The 13048-nt window shown below is 60.9% G+C and carries 15 protein-coding genes; 7 read left to right on the top strand and 8 right to left on the bottom strand.

Features of this window, described 5'->3' with window-relative positions; translation table 11 throughout:
* Positions 1 to 14 precede the first annotated feature (14 nt).
* From KW842_RS00145 to KW842_RS00135, 3 genes are read right to left on the bottom strand one after another with little or no spacing between them, the layout of a single operon-like run.
* Entirely contained in the window at positions 15 to 1262 is a 1248-nt protein-coding gene (locus KW842_RS00145; RefSeq protein WP_229223407.1) for a right-handed parallel beta-helix repeat-containing protein, read from the bottom strand.
* A gap of 3 nt (positions 1263 to 1265) precedes the next feature.
* Positions 1266 to 2336, bottom strand: a complete 1071-nt coding sequence (locus KW842_RS00140; RefSeq protein ID WP_218302072.1) for an SGNH/GDSL hydrolase family protein — start codon at positions 2334 to 2336, stop codon at positions 1266 to 1268.
* A gap of 11 nt (positions 2337 to 2347) precedes the next feature.
* Positions 2348 to 3277, bottom strand: a complete 930-nt coding sequence (locus KW842_RS00135; protein ID WP_218302071.1) for a LysR family transcriptional regulator — start codon at positions 3275 to 3277, stop codon at positions 2348 to 2350.
* A gap of 110 nt (positions 3278 to 3387) precedes the next feature.
* Here KW842_RS00135 and KW842_RS00130 point away from each other — a divergent pair, with 110 nt between their 5' ends.
* Positions 3388 to 4131 (top strand): SDR family oxidoreductase, encoded by a 744-nt coding sequence (locus KW842_RS00130; protein ID WP_218302070.1) that lies wholly within the window; start codon positions 3388 to 3390, stop codon positions 4129 to 4131.
* Between the two features lie 6 nt (positions 4132 to 4137).
* On the opposite strand, the gene KW842_RS00125 is transcribed toward KW842_RS00130, so the two are convergent.
* Positions 4138 to 5115, bottom strand: a complete 978-nt coding sequence (locus KW842_RS00125) for a ribonuclease I (protein ID WP_218302069.1) — start codon at positions 5113 to 5115, stop codon at positions 4138 to 4140.
* A 153-nt stretch (positions 5116 to 5268) separates the two neighbouring features.
* Between KW842_RS00125 and KW842_RS00120 the strand changes: the two genes are divergently transcribed.
* Positions 5269 to 5532: a hypothetical protein gene (locus KW842_RS00120; RefSeq protein ID WP_218302068.1), complete on the top strand. Its 264-nt coding sequence runs from the start codon at positions 5269 to 5271 to the stop codon at positions 5530 to 5532.
* Between the two features lie 99 nt (positions 5533 to 5631).
* Here the strand turns inward: KW842_RS00120 and KW842_RS00115 are convergent, their stop codons facing one another.
* The gene (locus KW842_RS00115; RefSeq protein WP_218302067.1) at positions 5632 to 6495 is read right to left on the bottom strand and encodes a LysR family transcriptional regulator; all 864 of its coding nucleotides are present in this window, start codon (positions 6493 to 6495) and stop codon (positions 5632 to 5634) included.
* Between the two features lie 76 nt (positions 6496 to 6571).
* Here KW842_RS00115 and KW842_RS00110 point away from each other — a divergent pair, with 76 nt between their 5' ends.
* Both KW842_RS00110 and KW842_RS00105 read left to right on the top strand, forming a co-directional pair.
* The gene (locus KW842_RS00110; RefSeq protein ID WP_218302066.1) at positions 6572 to 7957 is read left to right on the top strand and encodes an MFS transporter; all 1386 of its coding nucleotides are present in this window, start codon (positions 6572 to 6574) and stop codon (positions 7955 to 7957) included.
* Positions 7945 to 8163, top strand: coding sequence for a 2-hydroxymuconate tautomerase family protein (locus KW842_RS00105; RefSeq protein WP_218302065.1), 219 nt, complete (start codon positions 7945 to 7947; stop codon positions 8161 to 8163). The genes KW842_RS00110 and KW842_RS00105 overlap by 13 nt, the downstream gene beginning before the upstream one ends.
* Before the next feature lies 1 nt (position 8164).
* On the opposite strand, the gene KW842_RS00100 is transcribed toward KW842_RS00105, so the two are convergent.
* The gene (locus tag KW842_RS00100) at positions 8165 to 9298 is read right to left on the bottom strand and encodes a sensor histidine kinase KdpD (RefSeq protein ID WP_218302064.1); all 1134 of its coding nucleotides are present in this window, start codon (positions 9296 to 9298) and stop codon (positions 8165 to 8167) included.
* Between the two features lie 150 nt (positions 9299 to 9448).
* Between KW842_RS00100 and KW842_RS00095 the strand changes: the two genes are divergently transcribed.
* On the top strand, positions 9449 to 10309 hold the full coding sequence (locus tag KW842_RS00095) for an alpha/beta fold hydrolase (RefSeq protein WP_218302063.1): 861 nt from the start codon (positions 9449 to 9451) through the stop codon (positions 10307 to 10309).
* Positions 10310 to 10331: 22 nt separating this feature from the next.
* Positions 10332 to 10832 carry a GNAT family N-acetyltransferase gene (locus KW842_RS00090; protein ID WP_229223406.1) on the top strand — a complete coding sequence of 167 codons (501 nt, stop codon included), beginning with the start codon at positions 10332 to 10334 and terminating at the stop codon, positions 10830 to 10832.
* A 115-nt stretch (positions 10833 to 10947) separates the two neighbouring features.
* On the opposite strand, the gene KW842_RS00085 is transcribed toward KW842_RS00090, so the two are convergent.
* Positions 10948 to 11160 (bottom strand): 4-oxalocrotonate tautomerase family protein, encoded by a 213-nt coding sequence (locus tag KW842_RS00085; RefSeq protein WP_218302061.1) that lies wholly within the window; start codon positions 11158 to 11160, stop codon positions 10948 to 10950.
* Positions 11161 to 11176: 16 nt separating this feature from the next.
* Positions 11177 to 11911 (bottom strand): SDR family NAD(P)-dependent oxidoreductase, encoded by a 735-nt coding sequence (locus KW842_RS00080; protein ID WP_218302060.1) that lies wholly within the window; start codon positions 11909 to 11911, stop codon positions 11177 to 11179.
* 114 nt (positions 11912 to 12025) lie between these two features.
* Between KW842_RS00080 and KW842_RS00075 the strand changes: the two genes are divergently transcribed.
* Positions 12026 to 12943: a LysR family transcriptional regulator gene (locus KW842_RS00075; protein WP_218302059.1), complete on the top strand. Its 918-nt coding sequence runs from the start codon at positions 12026 to 12028 to the stop codon at positions 12941 to 12943.
* Positions 12944 to 13048: the final 105 nt, after the last annotated feature.

The following is a 13048-nucleotide window of genomic DNA, read 5'->3' as shown; positions in this document are numbered from 1 at the left end:
CTGAATCCTCCCTCTCAGTTAAACGCCCCCATACCGGCCAGTGGGCTGCCCGGCCGCAGGTGGAAGCTACGCAGCGTCGGCAAACTACCATCAGCCTGGCGTGGCGCATCCCAGCCCTCGGCAGAGACATCGTCAAAGTCCGCCTCGCTTACCGGCGCCGGCAAGGTCCACGAGTTGTGCGCCATGTCCAATCCTTCTGCATGCACCGTCAGGCGGCCCTGGTAGGCGATGTTGTTGCGCAGGTTGCCGAGGTTGAGCGGCGTGCCGTCCGGCGCGATGCCCAGCATGTTGTAGTTCGCGCCATTGGCAAAGGCGGTATTATTGGTGAAGTCCAGCGCCAGCGGATGATGGTTGGCATAGAAACCGGCCGCCTTGTTATCGAAGGCGACCGAATTGCGGACGATGTGCTTGACGCCATTCGGCACGTACTTGCCGCCATAACCGCCGGCCTTGATGCCGTTGCCATTACCGGCCGCCAGCGGCGTGTGCGTTCCCGGCAGATAGCCATGCTGCCACGCCCACGAATGCTCGATGGTCACCGGCGAATAGGCGTTGATCAGGTCAAAGCCGTCGTCGGTATTCGCCCACGCGCGGCAGCCGCGGAACACATTGCCCGGCTGGTTGGCCTTGATGTGTGCGCCAAAGCCATCCGCGCTCTGTCCTGCGCCGTTCGACGTGTAAGGATCGTAGTTATGGTGCGAGTCACTATTCAAAACCAGGTTATACGCACCGTCCTTGATGAACAGGCCCGGCCCCATATTGTGGTGCAGGTTGAGCTGCTCAAAGACATTGTGGCTGCCGCTATTCCACACACCCCATGATTCGTGATTGAGCCGGTTTTGCGGCTGCTGCGGCACGCCGGTCACTTCCAGCCCTTTCAGATGCAGCCAGCTGCCGGTGACGTTGAAGCCTTTGACGCGGCAATCGTCCTTCATCGCGGAGAAGTCGAACACCGGCGTCTCACCCGGATAAGCCCAGTAGCGGATCGGCCGTCCCGCGCTGCCGCCTTTGTTCAGTGTGACCGCGTTCACCGTGTCCGTCCGCGTGGCGCAGCTGTTGATGCCCGCCGTGTAGACATAGCGGCCGCCGCGAATATACACGGTGTCGCCAGCCACGGCGCTTTGCTGCGCGCGCATGACCGATTGCCACGGCGCGGCTTGCGTGCCATCGGCATTGTCGTTGCCGTCGACGGCAACGTAGTAGTCGGCGGCATGCGCGCTAGCGCCGGCGGCCAACAAAAGCATCAGCAGTATGCGAGACATGTCTTACCAGCCCATTTTCTGGCGGATCAACGCCGTCAGAAGCGCCGCATTCGCCTGGTGCTGCTTGACGCGCGGGTGGCCGCCGAAACCATTCCACGGAAAGACGATGGTGTCGATGCGCTTATCACCCAGTTGCTGCATCTGATCCACTGCCGTGCGCACATAGCCTGGCCACTTCGAGCCTTCCTGCACCGCGTCCATGCTGCCCAGCGCGCAGACAATATAAGCGTTCGGATAGAGTACGCGGATACGCTGCACAAAACGGCGATACGCCTGGATGCGCTGCGCGTCGTTCGGCATCGGCGACAGGCGTTTTTCACGATCGATCAGCCAGCGGTCGTTCTGGAACAGATTGATCACCACCACGTCCGGCGTCCACGATGTGAAGTCCCATTGGGTAGCGTTATTGCCGACCGCGCTCAGTTGATCGTAGAAATCCGGCATGGTGAACGGGAACCAGCTGATCATCACGCCGATGCCGCTCTGCGAAATGATATGCGCCTCCGCATCCAGCGCACGCGCGGTGATCGACGAGTAGGCCATGAAGTTGTTCTTGTCCTTCAGCAGATGGTCCGGGCCGTCATCCGGCGACTCGTTGCCCATGCCGGTGGTGATGGAATCGCCGAAGAATTCGATATGCCGCTTCTTGCGTGAAGGAGGCGGCAGCAAGGCGCCGCCGTCCGCCAGTTCCAGGCCCTGGAAGAATGTGCCGCCTTCCTCGCCATCGGTGCGCTTGGTGATGAGGAAGCTGTGCGCGCCCGCTTTCAGCCCGCTGGCGACAGGATAGCTCGCGCCGCCCTGCTTCGCTTCGATAATCACCGGCCTGGTGTACTCGCCATCGATGAACACATTGAAGAAGTTCTTGCCCTGCTGGTCGTCCAGCTTGACGGTCAGGCTGGAGCCGGTGAAATTACCGGCGATACTGCTGCCGGGCCAGGACAGCATCGGGCGCGCACGGTCCGTAAAGTCTATGCGGCCGGTGTACTGCAACTGCGCGTTGTCCGGAGCTACCGCCACACCCGCCAAGGCCTGCCCTGCCAACAGCAACGCCATCAATCCCAGCTTGAACTTCATCGACATGTCTCCTAATGTGCTCGAAACCGCTCGGCATGGCCGCTGGCGCGGAACTGCTCCACGATGTAATCAACAAATACCCGCACCTTGGCAGGCACCAGCTTGCGGCTGGAATAATAGATCGACAGCGGCCGCGTTTCAGCATACCAGTCGGGCAGCACACGTACCAGTTCGCCGCTGTCCAGCAGCGGCGCGGCGTGCGCCAGCGGCAGCATGGCGATGCCCATGCCGTTGGCAGCGGCGCGCGCCAGCGCTTCCGGATCGTCCATCACCGCCACCGGCCGCACGCTGGCCACCACTTCCTGCCCAGCGTGGTTCTTCAAGGTCCATGGCACCAGCCGGCCAGTGCTCAATGAGCGGCGCAGCAAGCCGCGATGACGGGTCAATTCCTGCGGCTGCGATGGTGCCGGCTGCGCTTTCAGATAAGCGGGCGACGCCACCAGAACGATATGCATGTTCGCCAGCTCGCGCGCAATCAGCGCGTCGGTCAGCTCGATGCCGCCGCCGATGGCGACGTCGAAACCTTCGGCGATCAGATCCACCTGATGATTATCGAAGTACAGATCCGGCACCACGTCCGGATAGCGGCGCACAAATTCCTCCAGCAGCGGCACAAAATAGGTCCGGCCCACGGTGTGCGCCAGCGCCACCTTGAGTGTACCGGCAGGCTTGCCGGCGCCCTGGCTCAGATCCGTCAGCGCGTCGCCGATCTCACTCCAAGGCAGCCGCACCTGCCCGTACAGCCGCTCGCCATCGGTGGTCAGCGCCAGGCTGCGGGTGCTGCGTTGGAACAGACGCACGCCCAGCCGCAACTCCAGCCGGTTGACGCTTTTGCTGACGGCGGCCGGCGTCAGCCCCAGGCGGCGCGCGGCTGCGGAGAAGCTGCCCTCATCGGCGGAGGCGATGAACGCATCCAGATAACTGCTTAATTCAGTGAACATGCGGCCATCTTATACCAATGGTTGAAACTGTACACGTTATTTTATGACTACAAAGATCAACTGAGGAAGGCCATACTGTGTTCATCAACCAACCCGAAAGGAAATAAATCATGAACACCAAACTCAACGGTAAAGTCGCTTTCATCAACGGTGGTTCGCGTGGTATTGGCGCAGCCTCTGCCCGCCGCCTGGCTGCCGAAGGCGCCAAAGTCGCCATCGGCTACGCCGCATCGGCCATCGCTGCTGAAGCGCTGGCCGAGGAAATCAAGGCAGCCGGCGGCGAAGCGATCGCCATCAAGGCGGATGCATCGGACGCGGCGTCGCTGACCAAAGCGATCGACAGCGTGGCTGATCGTTATGGCCGCCTGGACATCCTGGTCAACAGCGCCGGCGTGCTGCTGCTGGGCCCAACCGACCAGTTCTCGCTGGAAGACTTTGACCGCACCGTGGCGGTGAATGTGCGCGGCGTGTTTGTCGCCTCGCAAGCTGCGGCCAAACACATGAAGGACGGCGGCCGCATCATCAACATCGGCAGCACCAATGCGCAGCGTATGCCGTTTGAAGGCGGCGCGGCTTATGCGATGAGCAAATCGGCGCTGATCGGCCTGGTCAAAGGCATGGCGCGCGATTTGGGCCCGCGCAACATCACTGTCAACAACATTGCGCCAGGTCCGGTGGACACCGACATGAATCCGGCCGAAGGCGATTTCGCCGCCTTCATGCACGGCCTGATGGCGCTGAAACGCCACGGCAAAGCCGATGAAGTGGCCGCCATGGTGGCTTACCTGGCCGGCCCTGAAGCAGGCTTTGTCACCGGTGCCGACCTGTTGATCGACGGCGGCTTCGCAGCCTGAGTCGGCTCACCTGCCAGCTGCCTCGACGTAAATTTCGTCGGCGCAGTTGGCGGTGCGGCTGGCGGCTGGTTTGGCGTTGGCTACCATCTGCGGCAGGTCGCGGTCGGTGGCGAAATCCAGCGCCAGCGATACACGGATCTCTTGCAGGTATTTTTTCTGCGTGCAGACCAGCGTGATGGTGCTGGCGACCTTGTCGCCGTAACGCGCTTTCACGCGGTCAAAGAACTCATTGACGCGGAAGCTCTTGCCGGTATTGCCCAGCACGATCTTCCCCACTTCCGAATCATTCACCACGCGCACCGCCGACACGGCCTTGATGAAGTACTCATCCGGCGGCAGCGACTGGCACTTGCCGTGCTTGTTCCACTCATACGCGCCGAACGTGCGCTCATAGAAGAAGTTGGGCATCCATGGCGCGACTTTCTCGATAGTGTCCTTGCTCAGCGCAAACGGCTGGCCGCTGCAACTGCCATAGTTGGTGCCGCATTCCTTCTTGTTCGGCCACAGACCGTGCAGGCTGAGATTTTTTGCCGGCAGCGTGCCGCCATTCATGGCGTCGCATTCCGGCTTTTTGCCCTTGTAGTTGGCGTGTTCGCAGAAGCCCGGCTGCCAGGTGATCGCCAGCACATAGCTGTCCTGCTGATTCGGCGACGTGCAGACTTCGCCGCCTCCGCCTGCGCGGGCGGCCGTGCGTTCTTCACGCTGTTCCAGCGCAGGTGTGCCGCAATCTCGCTGCACCCAGCGCAACTTTGGTTGCGCTCCCGGAACATCGATGCGCAGCCAGTCATAATCGGTCTTGTTGATTTCGTGAACGGTGTAGGAGGTGCCGGCGCTGATGTAGGCCTCGCCCGGATTAGCGCGCTTGGCGAAGGACGAATACGCTTCGCAACGCTTGCTGGCGACAAAGTTGCCGCTGGCAGACTCACTGGCGCTGGATTGCAGCGCGACAAAGGCCAGCAATGCGGCTGCGATATAACGACGCATGGAATCTCCTCCGGTTTGATCGAATGCCAATATTGTAGCGGAGATCATCACACGGGCAGTAGTCCTACAAACGGAGTGCAAGCACGCCGATACGGCGCAACCTCAGGAGTGACTAAGATGACCAATCAAGCCATCCAACTGAAGGAGTCCAACATGAAACAGTTTCACCTGACCGGTAAGTTTGCTTGTGCCCTGATCGCTACCGCAGCTGTTCTCAGCGGCTGCCAGAAAAAAGAAGTGGACCCGGCACCAGTGCCGGAAGCCACGCCAGCGCCTGCTGTAACGCCGGCCCCGGCTACCCCACCGGTCAACAATACCCCGACCACCGAAGGCGGCGCAGTCACCCAGCCTGACCCGAACGCCCCGCCAGCCACTACGCCGCCAGCGACCACCGAACCGCCGCCACCAGCACGCTAAGCGGTATATAAATAAAAAAGGCGCATCCAGTCATAGGATGCGCCTTTTTTATTACGCAAGCGCTGTGCTATTCTGTGCTGGCGCTCGGTATTGCCGCCCTCAAATTGATGAAAATGCCGCAGCAAATGCATCGCGCGCCGCATGCTGGGTGATGTCGCGCCGCCAGATCAGCATGGTTTGCACGCGCGCCACATCCGCAGGCAGCGCGTGGACGCGGACGGATTTTGCCAGTTCGCGCTGCTTCAGCACTTCCCTTGGCATCATCGCCACGCCCATGCCGGCCGCCACGCAGCCGATGATGGCTTCAAACGTTCCGAATTCCGCTATCCGCGCCGGCGACACGCCGCCTTCGGCAAACCAGCGCTCCAGCCGCCGCCGGTATGAACAGCCGCTGCGGAAGCCCAACAAGGTGCGCCGCGCCACGTCGTGCGGCGACTTGACCGGACCGTGCAGGCTGTCGGTCAGCAGCACCAGTTCCTCGTCAAACACCGGCACCTGCATCAGTTCGGGACGCTCCACCGGCGCGGCCACCAGCGCCATATCGACCCGGTGATTCAGCACCGCCTGCACCAGATAATCGGTCGGCCCCGTATCCAGCACCAGATCCACCTGCGGATACTGCCTGTGAAACTGTCCCAGCACCAGCGGCAGGCGGGCGGCGGCCGTGGTTTCCATCGAACCGATTTTCAATTGCCCGGATGGCTGCTGGTCGCCGCGCACGGCCTGCTGCGCCTCGTCGGCCAGTTGCAGCAAACGCTCGGCGTAGGCCAGCAGGCGCGCGCCCTCCTCAGTGATCAGCATGCGCCGGCCAGAGCGGTGGAACAGGCTGACGCCAAGCGACTCCTCCAGCTGGGTCAGCCGGGCGGAGACATTCGACTGCACGCGGTTGAGCCGGGCGGCAGCCTGCGTCACGCCGCCCTCCTCGGCCACGGTTTTAAAGATGCGCAACGCTGAGAGTTCCATATCGTTCTCAATTAAAGAATCACCAGTTCAGTATAATTCATTTTTCATGATGCGTTATTCGGGCTATATTGACACCATGAAAACCACACCCTCATTAGCGATACTGCTGGCTTGCAGCTTCGCCTTCATCATCGTCCAGCTGGACGTCACCATCGTCAATGTGGCGCTGCCGGAGATAGGCCGCGAGCTGCACGCCGGCGTCAGCCAGCTGCAATGGGTGGTCGATGCTTACACGCTAGGCTTTGCCGTATTCCTGTTGTCGGCCGGTGCGATTGGCGACCGCTTCGGCTCGCGCACCGTGTTCCTCGCCGGTTTCGCGCTGTTCACGCTGGCTTCACTGGCCTGCGCCATGGCGCCGGATGCGCTCACCCTCAACCTGGCCCGCGCCACCCAGGGCGTCGGCGCGGCGCTGCTGGTGCCGAGTTCGCTTGCCATCCTCAACGCCGTCTACGCGCACGACCGGCCGATGCTGGCCAAGGCCATCGCCTGGTGGACGGCCGCAGGCGGCGTCTCGATCGCAGCCGGCCCGGTACTGGGCGGACTGCTGATGTCGGCGTTCGGCTGGCGCAGCATCTTCTGGGTGAATATCCCGATTTGCGTGATCGGCTTCTGGCTGACGCTGCGCGTGGTGCCGGCAATCCGCCACGGTGGCGCGGCGCGGCACTTTGACATTCCCGGCCAACTGCTGGCGGTAATCGCGCTGACCGCGTTCATCGGTGCGGTGATCGAAGTCCACGCGCTGGGCCTGACGCACGCCGCCGTGATCGGCGCGTTTGTGGTGGCCTTGGTCGCCGGCGCGTTGTTCCTGCAAGTCGAACGGCGCAGCGAGTCGCCCATGTTGCCACTGAAGCTGTTCAGGCTGACCGGCTTCACGCCGGCGGTGCTGTTCGGTGTGTTCGTCAACTTTGCCTACTATGGCGTGATCTTCATCCTCAGCTTTTATCTGCAACAGGTGCGCGGCTTCTCGGTGCTGCACGCCGGACTGATTTTCCTGCCGCTGACCGGCACCTTCCTGTTCGCCAATATCGCCAGCGGCTGGCTGCAAGCCCGCGTTGGTTCACGCCGGCCGATGATTATCGGCGGCCTGATCGGCGCCAGCGGTTATGCGCTGCTGGCCGTGTTCGGCATTTCGGAGACAGCCAGTTTCTGGGCCATGCTGCCCGGCCTGGCGCTGATTCCAGCCGGCATGGGCCTGGCCGTGCCAGCCATGACCACCGCCATCCTGGCCTCGGTCGAGCGCAGCCAGGGCGGCACCGCATCGGCGGTATTGAACACTGCCCGCCAGGTCGGCGGCGCAATGGGCGTGGCTATCTATGGCGCTTTAGTCGCTGCACCAGCCACAGCTGCTATCCTGTCGGGCATTCATATCGCGCTGGCCTTGTCGACCGCCCTGCTGCTGGCCGGCGCGCTGCTGGCGACATTTACCCATTTTAACCAAGGAGAAAAGCTATGCCATTCGTAAATATCCGCATCACCAATGAAGGCGCTACTGCCGAGCAAAAGCAGGAACTGATTCAGGGCGTGACCGATCTGCTGCAAAAAGTGCTGAACAAAAATCCGGCTACTACCTTCGTCATCATTGATGAAGTGGAGACCGATAACTGGGGTGTCGGCGGCACCGCCGTCACCACGCTGCGCAAGCGTGCGGCAGAGCAGAAGACCAGCTAAGCTAGCGTGCGGCGGCGCTGGCGTACGGCTGGCAATCGACAGGAATGTCGATGATAAAGGTAGTGCCAGTGGCGGCGGAACTATCCACCGCCACGCTACCGCCATGCGCCTCAGCAACACTGCGCACATAGGGCAAGCCGATACCCCAGCCTTCGGCCATGCTGCCCTCACCTTCGCGCCGCAGATATTCAAAGATACGCTCACGCTGTTCCTCGGCGATCGGCTCGCCATGGTTATGCACGCTCATGATCAACCTGCCGCCCTGACTATCGGCCTTGATGCGTATGCGTCCGCCATCGCCATATTTGATCGCGTTGGTAATCAGATTGTCCAGCGCGCGGTGCAGTGAGCTACGGCACCAGTAACCGATGATTGATGCGGCGTGTACCTCAATCCGCTCATCCCCGCCGACGTTAAACTGCTGCGCCACCGCATCCAGCAAACTACGCATATCGAATTGCGAGAGGGCCAGCGGCAGCTTGGTGGAACGTTCAAAGGTCAGCGCATCCACCAGCTCCGCCAGCATCAGTTGCATGCGCTGGGCGCCGACCTCGATCTTCGCCGCCACGCGGTGCGCCGTGTCGAGATCCTGGCTCCCCGTGATCAGTTGCGTGGCGGTCAGTATCAGCGACAGCGGATTGCGCATATCGTGCGACAGCGTGGCAGCCAAGCGCTCGCGCATGCGCTCTTGAATCACGGAAAATTCACGGATGGCGTCGCGCACCGCGGTATCGATGGACACTTCCACCACCCGCCATTCTTCTGTGCTGAACTGCAGGCCGTTGCGACGGCTGATCGTGCCAATCGCATCACGGAACAGCTGGTATTCGAGAATGATCTGATCGGCGCGGAACGGCGTCATGCGCGCCCGTTCGCCACCGTGGGCAGACATCGAAGTAGTATTGCTGGCGCCATGATCCCTGGGATAATCAAGCGTCAGTGCCTCGGCGATATTGTCGTAGAAGGCGGGCAAGGTATTAATCAGGATGGGGCCGGAAACGCCTTCCGCCTCGTCGATATCATCGCGAACGCTGGCCTCCCACAGATCAAACACCTCCTGGCGCAGGGCGAGCATCGCCCTCGACGTTGCCGACAGGCCGCCCTCGCCTTCCTTTTGATCTGTTGCTAAAGTCATTGCCCGCTCCACTGATCATTACATTCTCAGCTTATCCAAAAAACCCGGCAAACTTGGTGGCAAACCGCACCTCCACCCTATTCCAGATGGCGTAATGCATGCGATAACGCTATGTTCGCGCAATGCTACAACTATCCTGAGGATAAATACATGACCACGACTTTCCATACCATCGAAGCTGACGGCGTCAACGTGTTCTACCGCGAAGCCGGTCCGGCCGATGCGCCCGTAGTCTTGCTGCTGCATGGCTTCCCTTCATCGTCGCATATGTATCGCAACCTGATTCCGTTGCTGGCCACCAAATACAAGGTCATTGCGCCGGACCTGCCGGGCTTCGGCTTCACCAGCGTACCGGCCGGGCGCAACTATGTCTACACCTTCGACAATCTGACGGCGACCCTGGACGCCTTGGTACAAAAACTCAAGCTGGAGAAATACGCGCTGTACGCCTTCGACTATGGTGCGCCGACCGGCTTCCGCCTGGCTGCCGCGCATCCGGAGCGCGTCACGGCGGTGATCTCGCAAAATGGCAATGCGTATCTGGAAGGTCTGGGCGAAGCCTGGGGACCAACGCGCCAGTTCTGGGCTGAGCCTACAGAGGAAAACCGCGCTACCATGCGCAACTTCCTGAGCCTGGAGGCGACCAAATGGCAGTACCAGCAAGGCGTTGCCTATCCTGATAGCGTGGCGCCGGAAACCTACCATCTGGACGCGGCGCTGCTGGACCGGCCGGGCAACCGCGACATCCAGCTGGATCTGATCCTGGACTACGCCAACAACCTGACGCAATATCCGGCGTTCCAAAAATTCTTCCGCGACACCAAGCTGCCGACGCTGGTTATCTGGGGCAAGAACGATCCCTTCTTCATCCCGCCCGGCGCGGAAGCCTTCAAGCGCGACAATCCAAACGCAGAGGTGATATTCCTCGACACCGGTCACTTCGCGGTGGAAACGCACGGCGCGGAAATTGCCGCTGAAATGCACAAGTTGCTGGAGCGGGCATTGGCATAACACTATGCTATTCTGGGCGACTATGCACATCCGGCCGCTCAGTGAAGACGACATCGCAGCATTCAAAGCGCTACGCCTGCTGGCGATAGCGGATGCGCCGTTCGCCGTGTCGCCCACCGCACAAGAAGAAGCCGCGCAAACGCCGGATGAGATACGCAAAAAGATCGCGCCCAACGCTGGGCAGATTGTGTTGGGCGCGTTTGCCGACGACCAGCTGATCGCTATCGCCGGTCTGCGGCGCGAGGCCTTAAGCCAGCTGGCCCACAAAGCAACACTATGGGGCGTGTTCGTCCATCCCGAATGGCGCGCCCAGGGCCTCGCACGGCAACTGTTCACGCACATCAAACAGCGCGCCGAGTCCATCGGCGTGCTGCAACTCCACCTCTCTGTGAACGCAGAAAACCACCGCGCAAAAGCCCTCTACACTTCGCTAGGCTTTACCACCTACGGCGTAGAACCCCGCTGCATGCAAGTCAACGGACGGTTCTACGACGAGGAGCATATGTGCTTGCGCCTTGAATAGATACTTGAGGCGGCAAGGCCAGATCCATTCATTTCAATACTTTATTTATGAGGAGAAAATAAAAATAATATGGTTACGGTTGCCGCCCGCCTCCGAGCGGTAACCCTGATATTACTTAGCCGACCGCTTTGTCGCGCTTACGCACTGACGTGATGTTCTGGCGGTTGACGCCCCAGTTATCCGTTTCCACTTCATCGATGATGACGAAGGTGGTTGCTGGGTTCTTGTTCAGCACGCGTTGCAGCAAGTCGGTCGCACCTTCAATCAGTTCCTGTTTCTGCTCAGCCGTCACGCCTTCGTTGGTGACGCGGATATTTACATATGGCATGGTGGTTCTCCTTTGATTACCAGGTGCCAGCGGAGCCGCCGCCGTCGACTGGCAGGATGGTGCCGGTGGTGAAGTTGGATTCGGTCAGGTACAGCACGGCGTTGACGATGTCATCGGTTACACCGGTCGTACCGGTTGGTGACAGCGTGCGGTAAAAGGCCTGCGTCGCGTCGTCCTGGCTGTGCATCGGCGTGGCGATAATCCCCGGCGCCACCGCATTGACTTTGACGTTGGACGCGGCCAGTTCAATCGCCAGCCCGCGCGTGGCGTGATTCAGGCCGCCCTTGATCAGCACCGGCAGCAAGGCCGGCACTTTCACATTTGGCTGCATCGCAATGCTGGCGGTGATGTTGACGATATGGCCGGATTTGTTGGCACCCATGTGCGCAGCCGCCTGCTGCGACGGGAAGAACACGCCCTTCAGATTGGTGTCCAGCAGTTGCTCCAGATCGTCTTCGGTATAGTCGGTGACTGGCTTGGCGATGAAAATGCCGGCGTTGTTGATCAGAATATCCACTTTGCCAAACGCCTCTACAGCGCGCGCAAACAGCGCCTTCGCGGTGGCCGCCCTGGAGATGTCGCCCGGCACCAGCACGAAGTTGGGCGGATTGCCCAGCTTGTCCGCCGCCTCCTTCAGACGCTCAATGGTACGCGCGTTGCCGACCACGTTGTAGCCGCGTTTCAGATACGCCTCTGCGACGGCAAAGCCGATGCCGCTCGATGCGCCGGTAACGATAACTGTCTTGCTCATGATGTGCTTCCTTTCAGGTGTGGGTTACGGTGTAGCCACTATACTTTTGCGCGATCCATTGATAAACACAGCGAAAAGCAAGACAATTGATACACCACGTAATCAATCAACACCATGAAACGCCAATTTGACGATGTGCTGCTAGGCAGCATCGAACTGTTTTGCCTGGCAGCTGAACTCTCCAGTTTTACCGCCGCCGCCACGGCTGCGGGCGTGACCCCGGCAGCGGTCAGCCGCTCCGTCTCCCGGCTGGAAGAGCGGCTGGGCGTGCGCCTGTTCGTCCGCACCACGCGCCAGATCCGCCTGACCGACGGCGGCCGCGTCTATTTCGAGCAATGCCGCCAGGCACTGTCGCAATTGACGGAAGCCGAACGGCAGATCACCGGCGCCCAAGTCCAGCCATCCGGCCCGCTGCGGATCAGCGCGCCCACGCCCTACGCGCACTACCGCCTGCTGCCGCTGCTGGGCGAGTTCCGCCGCCAATATCCGGACGTGACCATCGACATCCACGTCAGCAACCGCAATATCGACTTTGCCGACGAAGGCTACGACCTGGCGATACGCGGCCGCGCGCCCGCCGACTCCAACCTGATCGCCCGCAAACTGGAGGACGCCGAACTGGTGCTGGTCGCCTCCCCTGCCTACCTGAAACGCGCCGGCACGCCGACATCGCTGGACGACCTGCGCAAGCACGAATGCATCCAGTTCGATCTGCCCAGCACCGGCAAGCGCATCCCCTGGCCTTTCATGCGCGATGGCCAGCAAGTGGATGTGGTCACAGAGGGCGGATTGTGCTGCTCGGAAGACGTGCTGGGCATCGTCACGCTGGCGCGCAGCGGCGCCGGGCTGGTACAGACCTACCGCTTCATCGTCGAACAAGACCTGGCCAGCGGCGCGCTGATTGAACTGCTGCCACAGCACGGCGGCGCATCGCGGCCGTTCATCTTGTTGTATCCGCACGCCCGCTACCTGTCGTTGCGGGTGCGGACCTTCGTGGATTTCCTCATGAGCAACAAATCCGTCAAAGATTGACTAGCGAAATGCCAGCTATACCCAAATGTTATTGATAATGATTTTTTTGGCATTGGAGATCATATGAACCCTGGGATAGCATAAGAGGTTAAGAAAACTTCTAGA

Source organism: Duganella sp. sic0402, from assembly GCF_019219065.1.
GTDB lineage: Bacteria > Pseudomonadota > Gammaproteobacteria > Burkholderiales > Burkholderiaceae_D > Rugamonas.
Note: the sequence above shows the minus strand (reverse complement) of the source record. Positions and strands in the feature narration are given on the sequence as shown.

Excerpts from the sequence above, each read along its gene's own strand:
- KW842_RS00080 (WP_218302060.1), bottom strand. The coding sequence starts at position 11,911 with ATGAGCAAGACAGTTATCGTTACCGGCGCATCGAGCGGCATCGGCTTT.
- KW842_RS00090 (WP_229223406.1), top strand. The coding sequence starts at position 10,332 with ATGCACATCCGGCCGCTCAGTGAAGACGACATCGCAGCATTCAAAGCG.
- KW842_RS00085 (WP_218302061.1), bottom strand. The coding sequence starts at position 11,160 with ATGCCATATGTAAATATCCGCGTCACCAACGAAGGCGTGACGGCTGAG.
- KW842_RS00095 (WP_218302063.1), top strand. The coding sequence starts at position 9,449 with ATGACCACGACTTTCCATACCATCGAAGCTGACGGCGTCAACGTGTTC.
- KW842_RS00130 (WP_218302070.1), top strand. The coding sequence starts at position 3,388 with ATGAACACCAAACTCAACGGTAAAGTCGCTTTCATCAACGGTGGTTCG.
- KW842_RS00105 (WP_218302065.1), top strand. The coding sequence starts at position 7,945 with ATGCCATTCGTAAATATCCGCATCACCAATGAAGGCGCTACTGCCGAG.
- KW842_RS00120 (WP_218302068.1), top strand. The coding sequence starts at position 5,269 with ATGAAACAGTTTCACCTGACCGGTAAGTTTGCTTGTGCCCTGATCGCT.
- KW842_RS00110 (WP_218302066.1), top strand. The coding sequence starts at position 6,572 with ATGAAAACCACACCCTCATTAGCGATACTGCTGGCTTGCAGCTTCGCC.
- KW842_RS00125 (WP_218302069.1), bottom strand. The coding sequence starts at position 5,115 with ATGCGTCGTTATATCGCAGCCGCATTGCTGGCCTTTGTCGCGCTGCAA.
- KW842_RS00145 (WP_229223407.1), bottom strand. The coding sequence starts at position 1,262 with ATGTCTCGCATACTGCTGATGCTTTTGTTGGCCGCCGGCGCTAGCGCG.
- KW842_RS00135 (WP_218302071.1), bottom strand. The coding sequence starts at position 3,277 with ATGTTCACTGAATTAAGCAGTTATCTGGATGCGTTCATCGCCTCCGCC.
- KW842_RS00075 (WP_218302059.1), top strand. The coding sequence starts at position 12,026 with ATGAAACGCCAATTTGACGATGTGCTGCTAGGCAGCATCGAACTGTTT.
- KW842_RS00100 (WP_218302064.1), bottom strand. The coding sequence starts at position 9,298 with ATGACTTTAGCAACAGATCAAAAGGAAGGCGAGGGCGGCCTGTCGGCA.
- KW842_RS00140 (WP_218302072.1), bottom strand. The coding sequence starts at position 2,336 with ATGAAGTTCAAGCTGGGATTGATGGCGTTGCTGTTGGCAGGGCAGGCC.
- KW842_RS00115 (WP_218302067.1), bottom strand. The coding sequence starts at position 6,495 with ATGGAACTCTCAGCGTTGCGCATCTTTAAAACCGTGGCCGAGGAGGGC.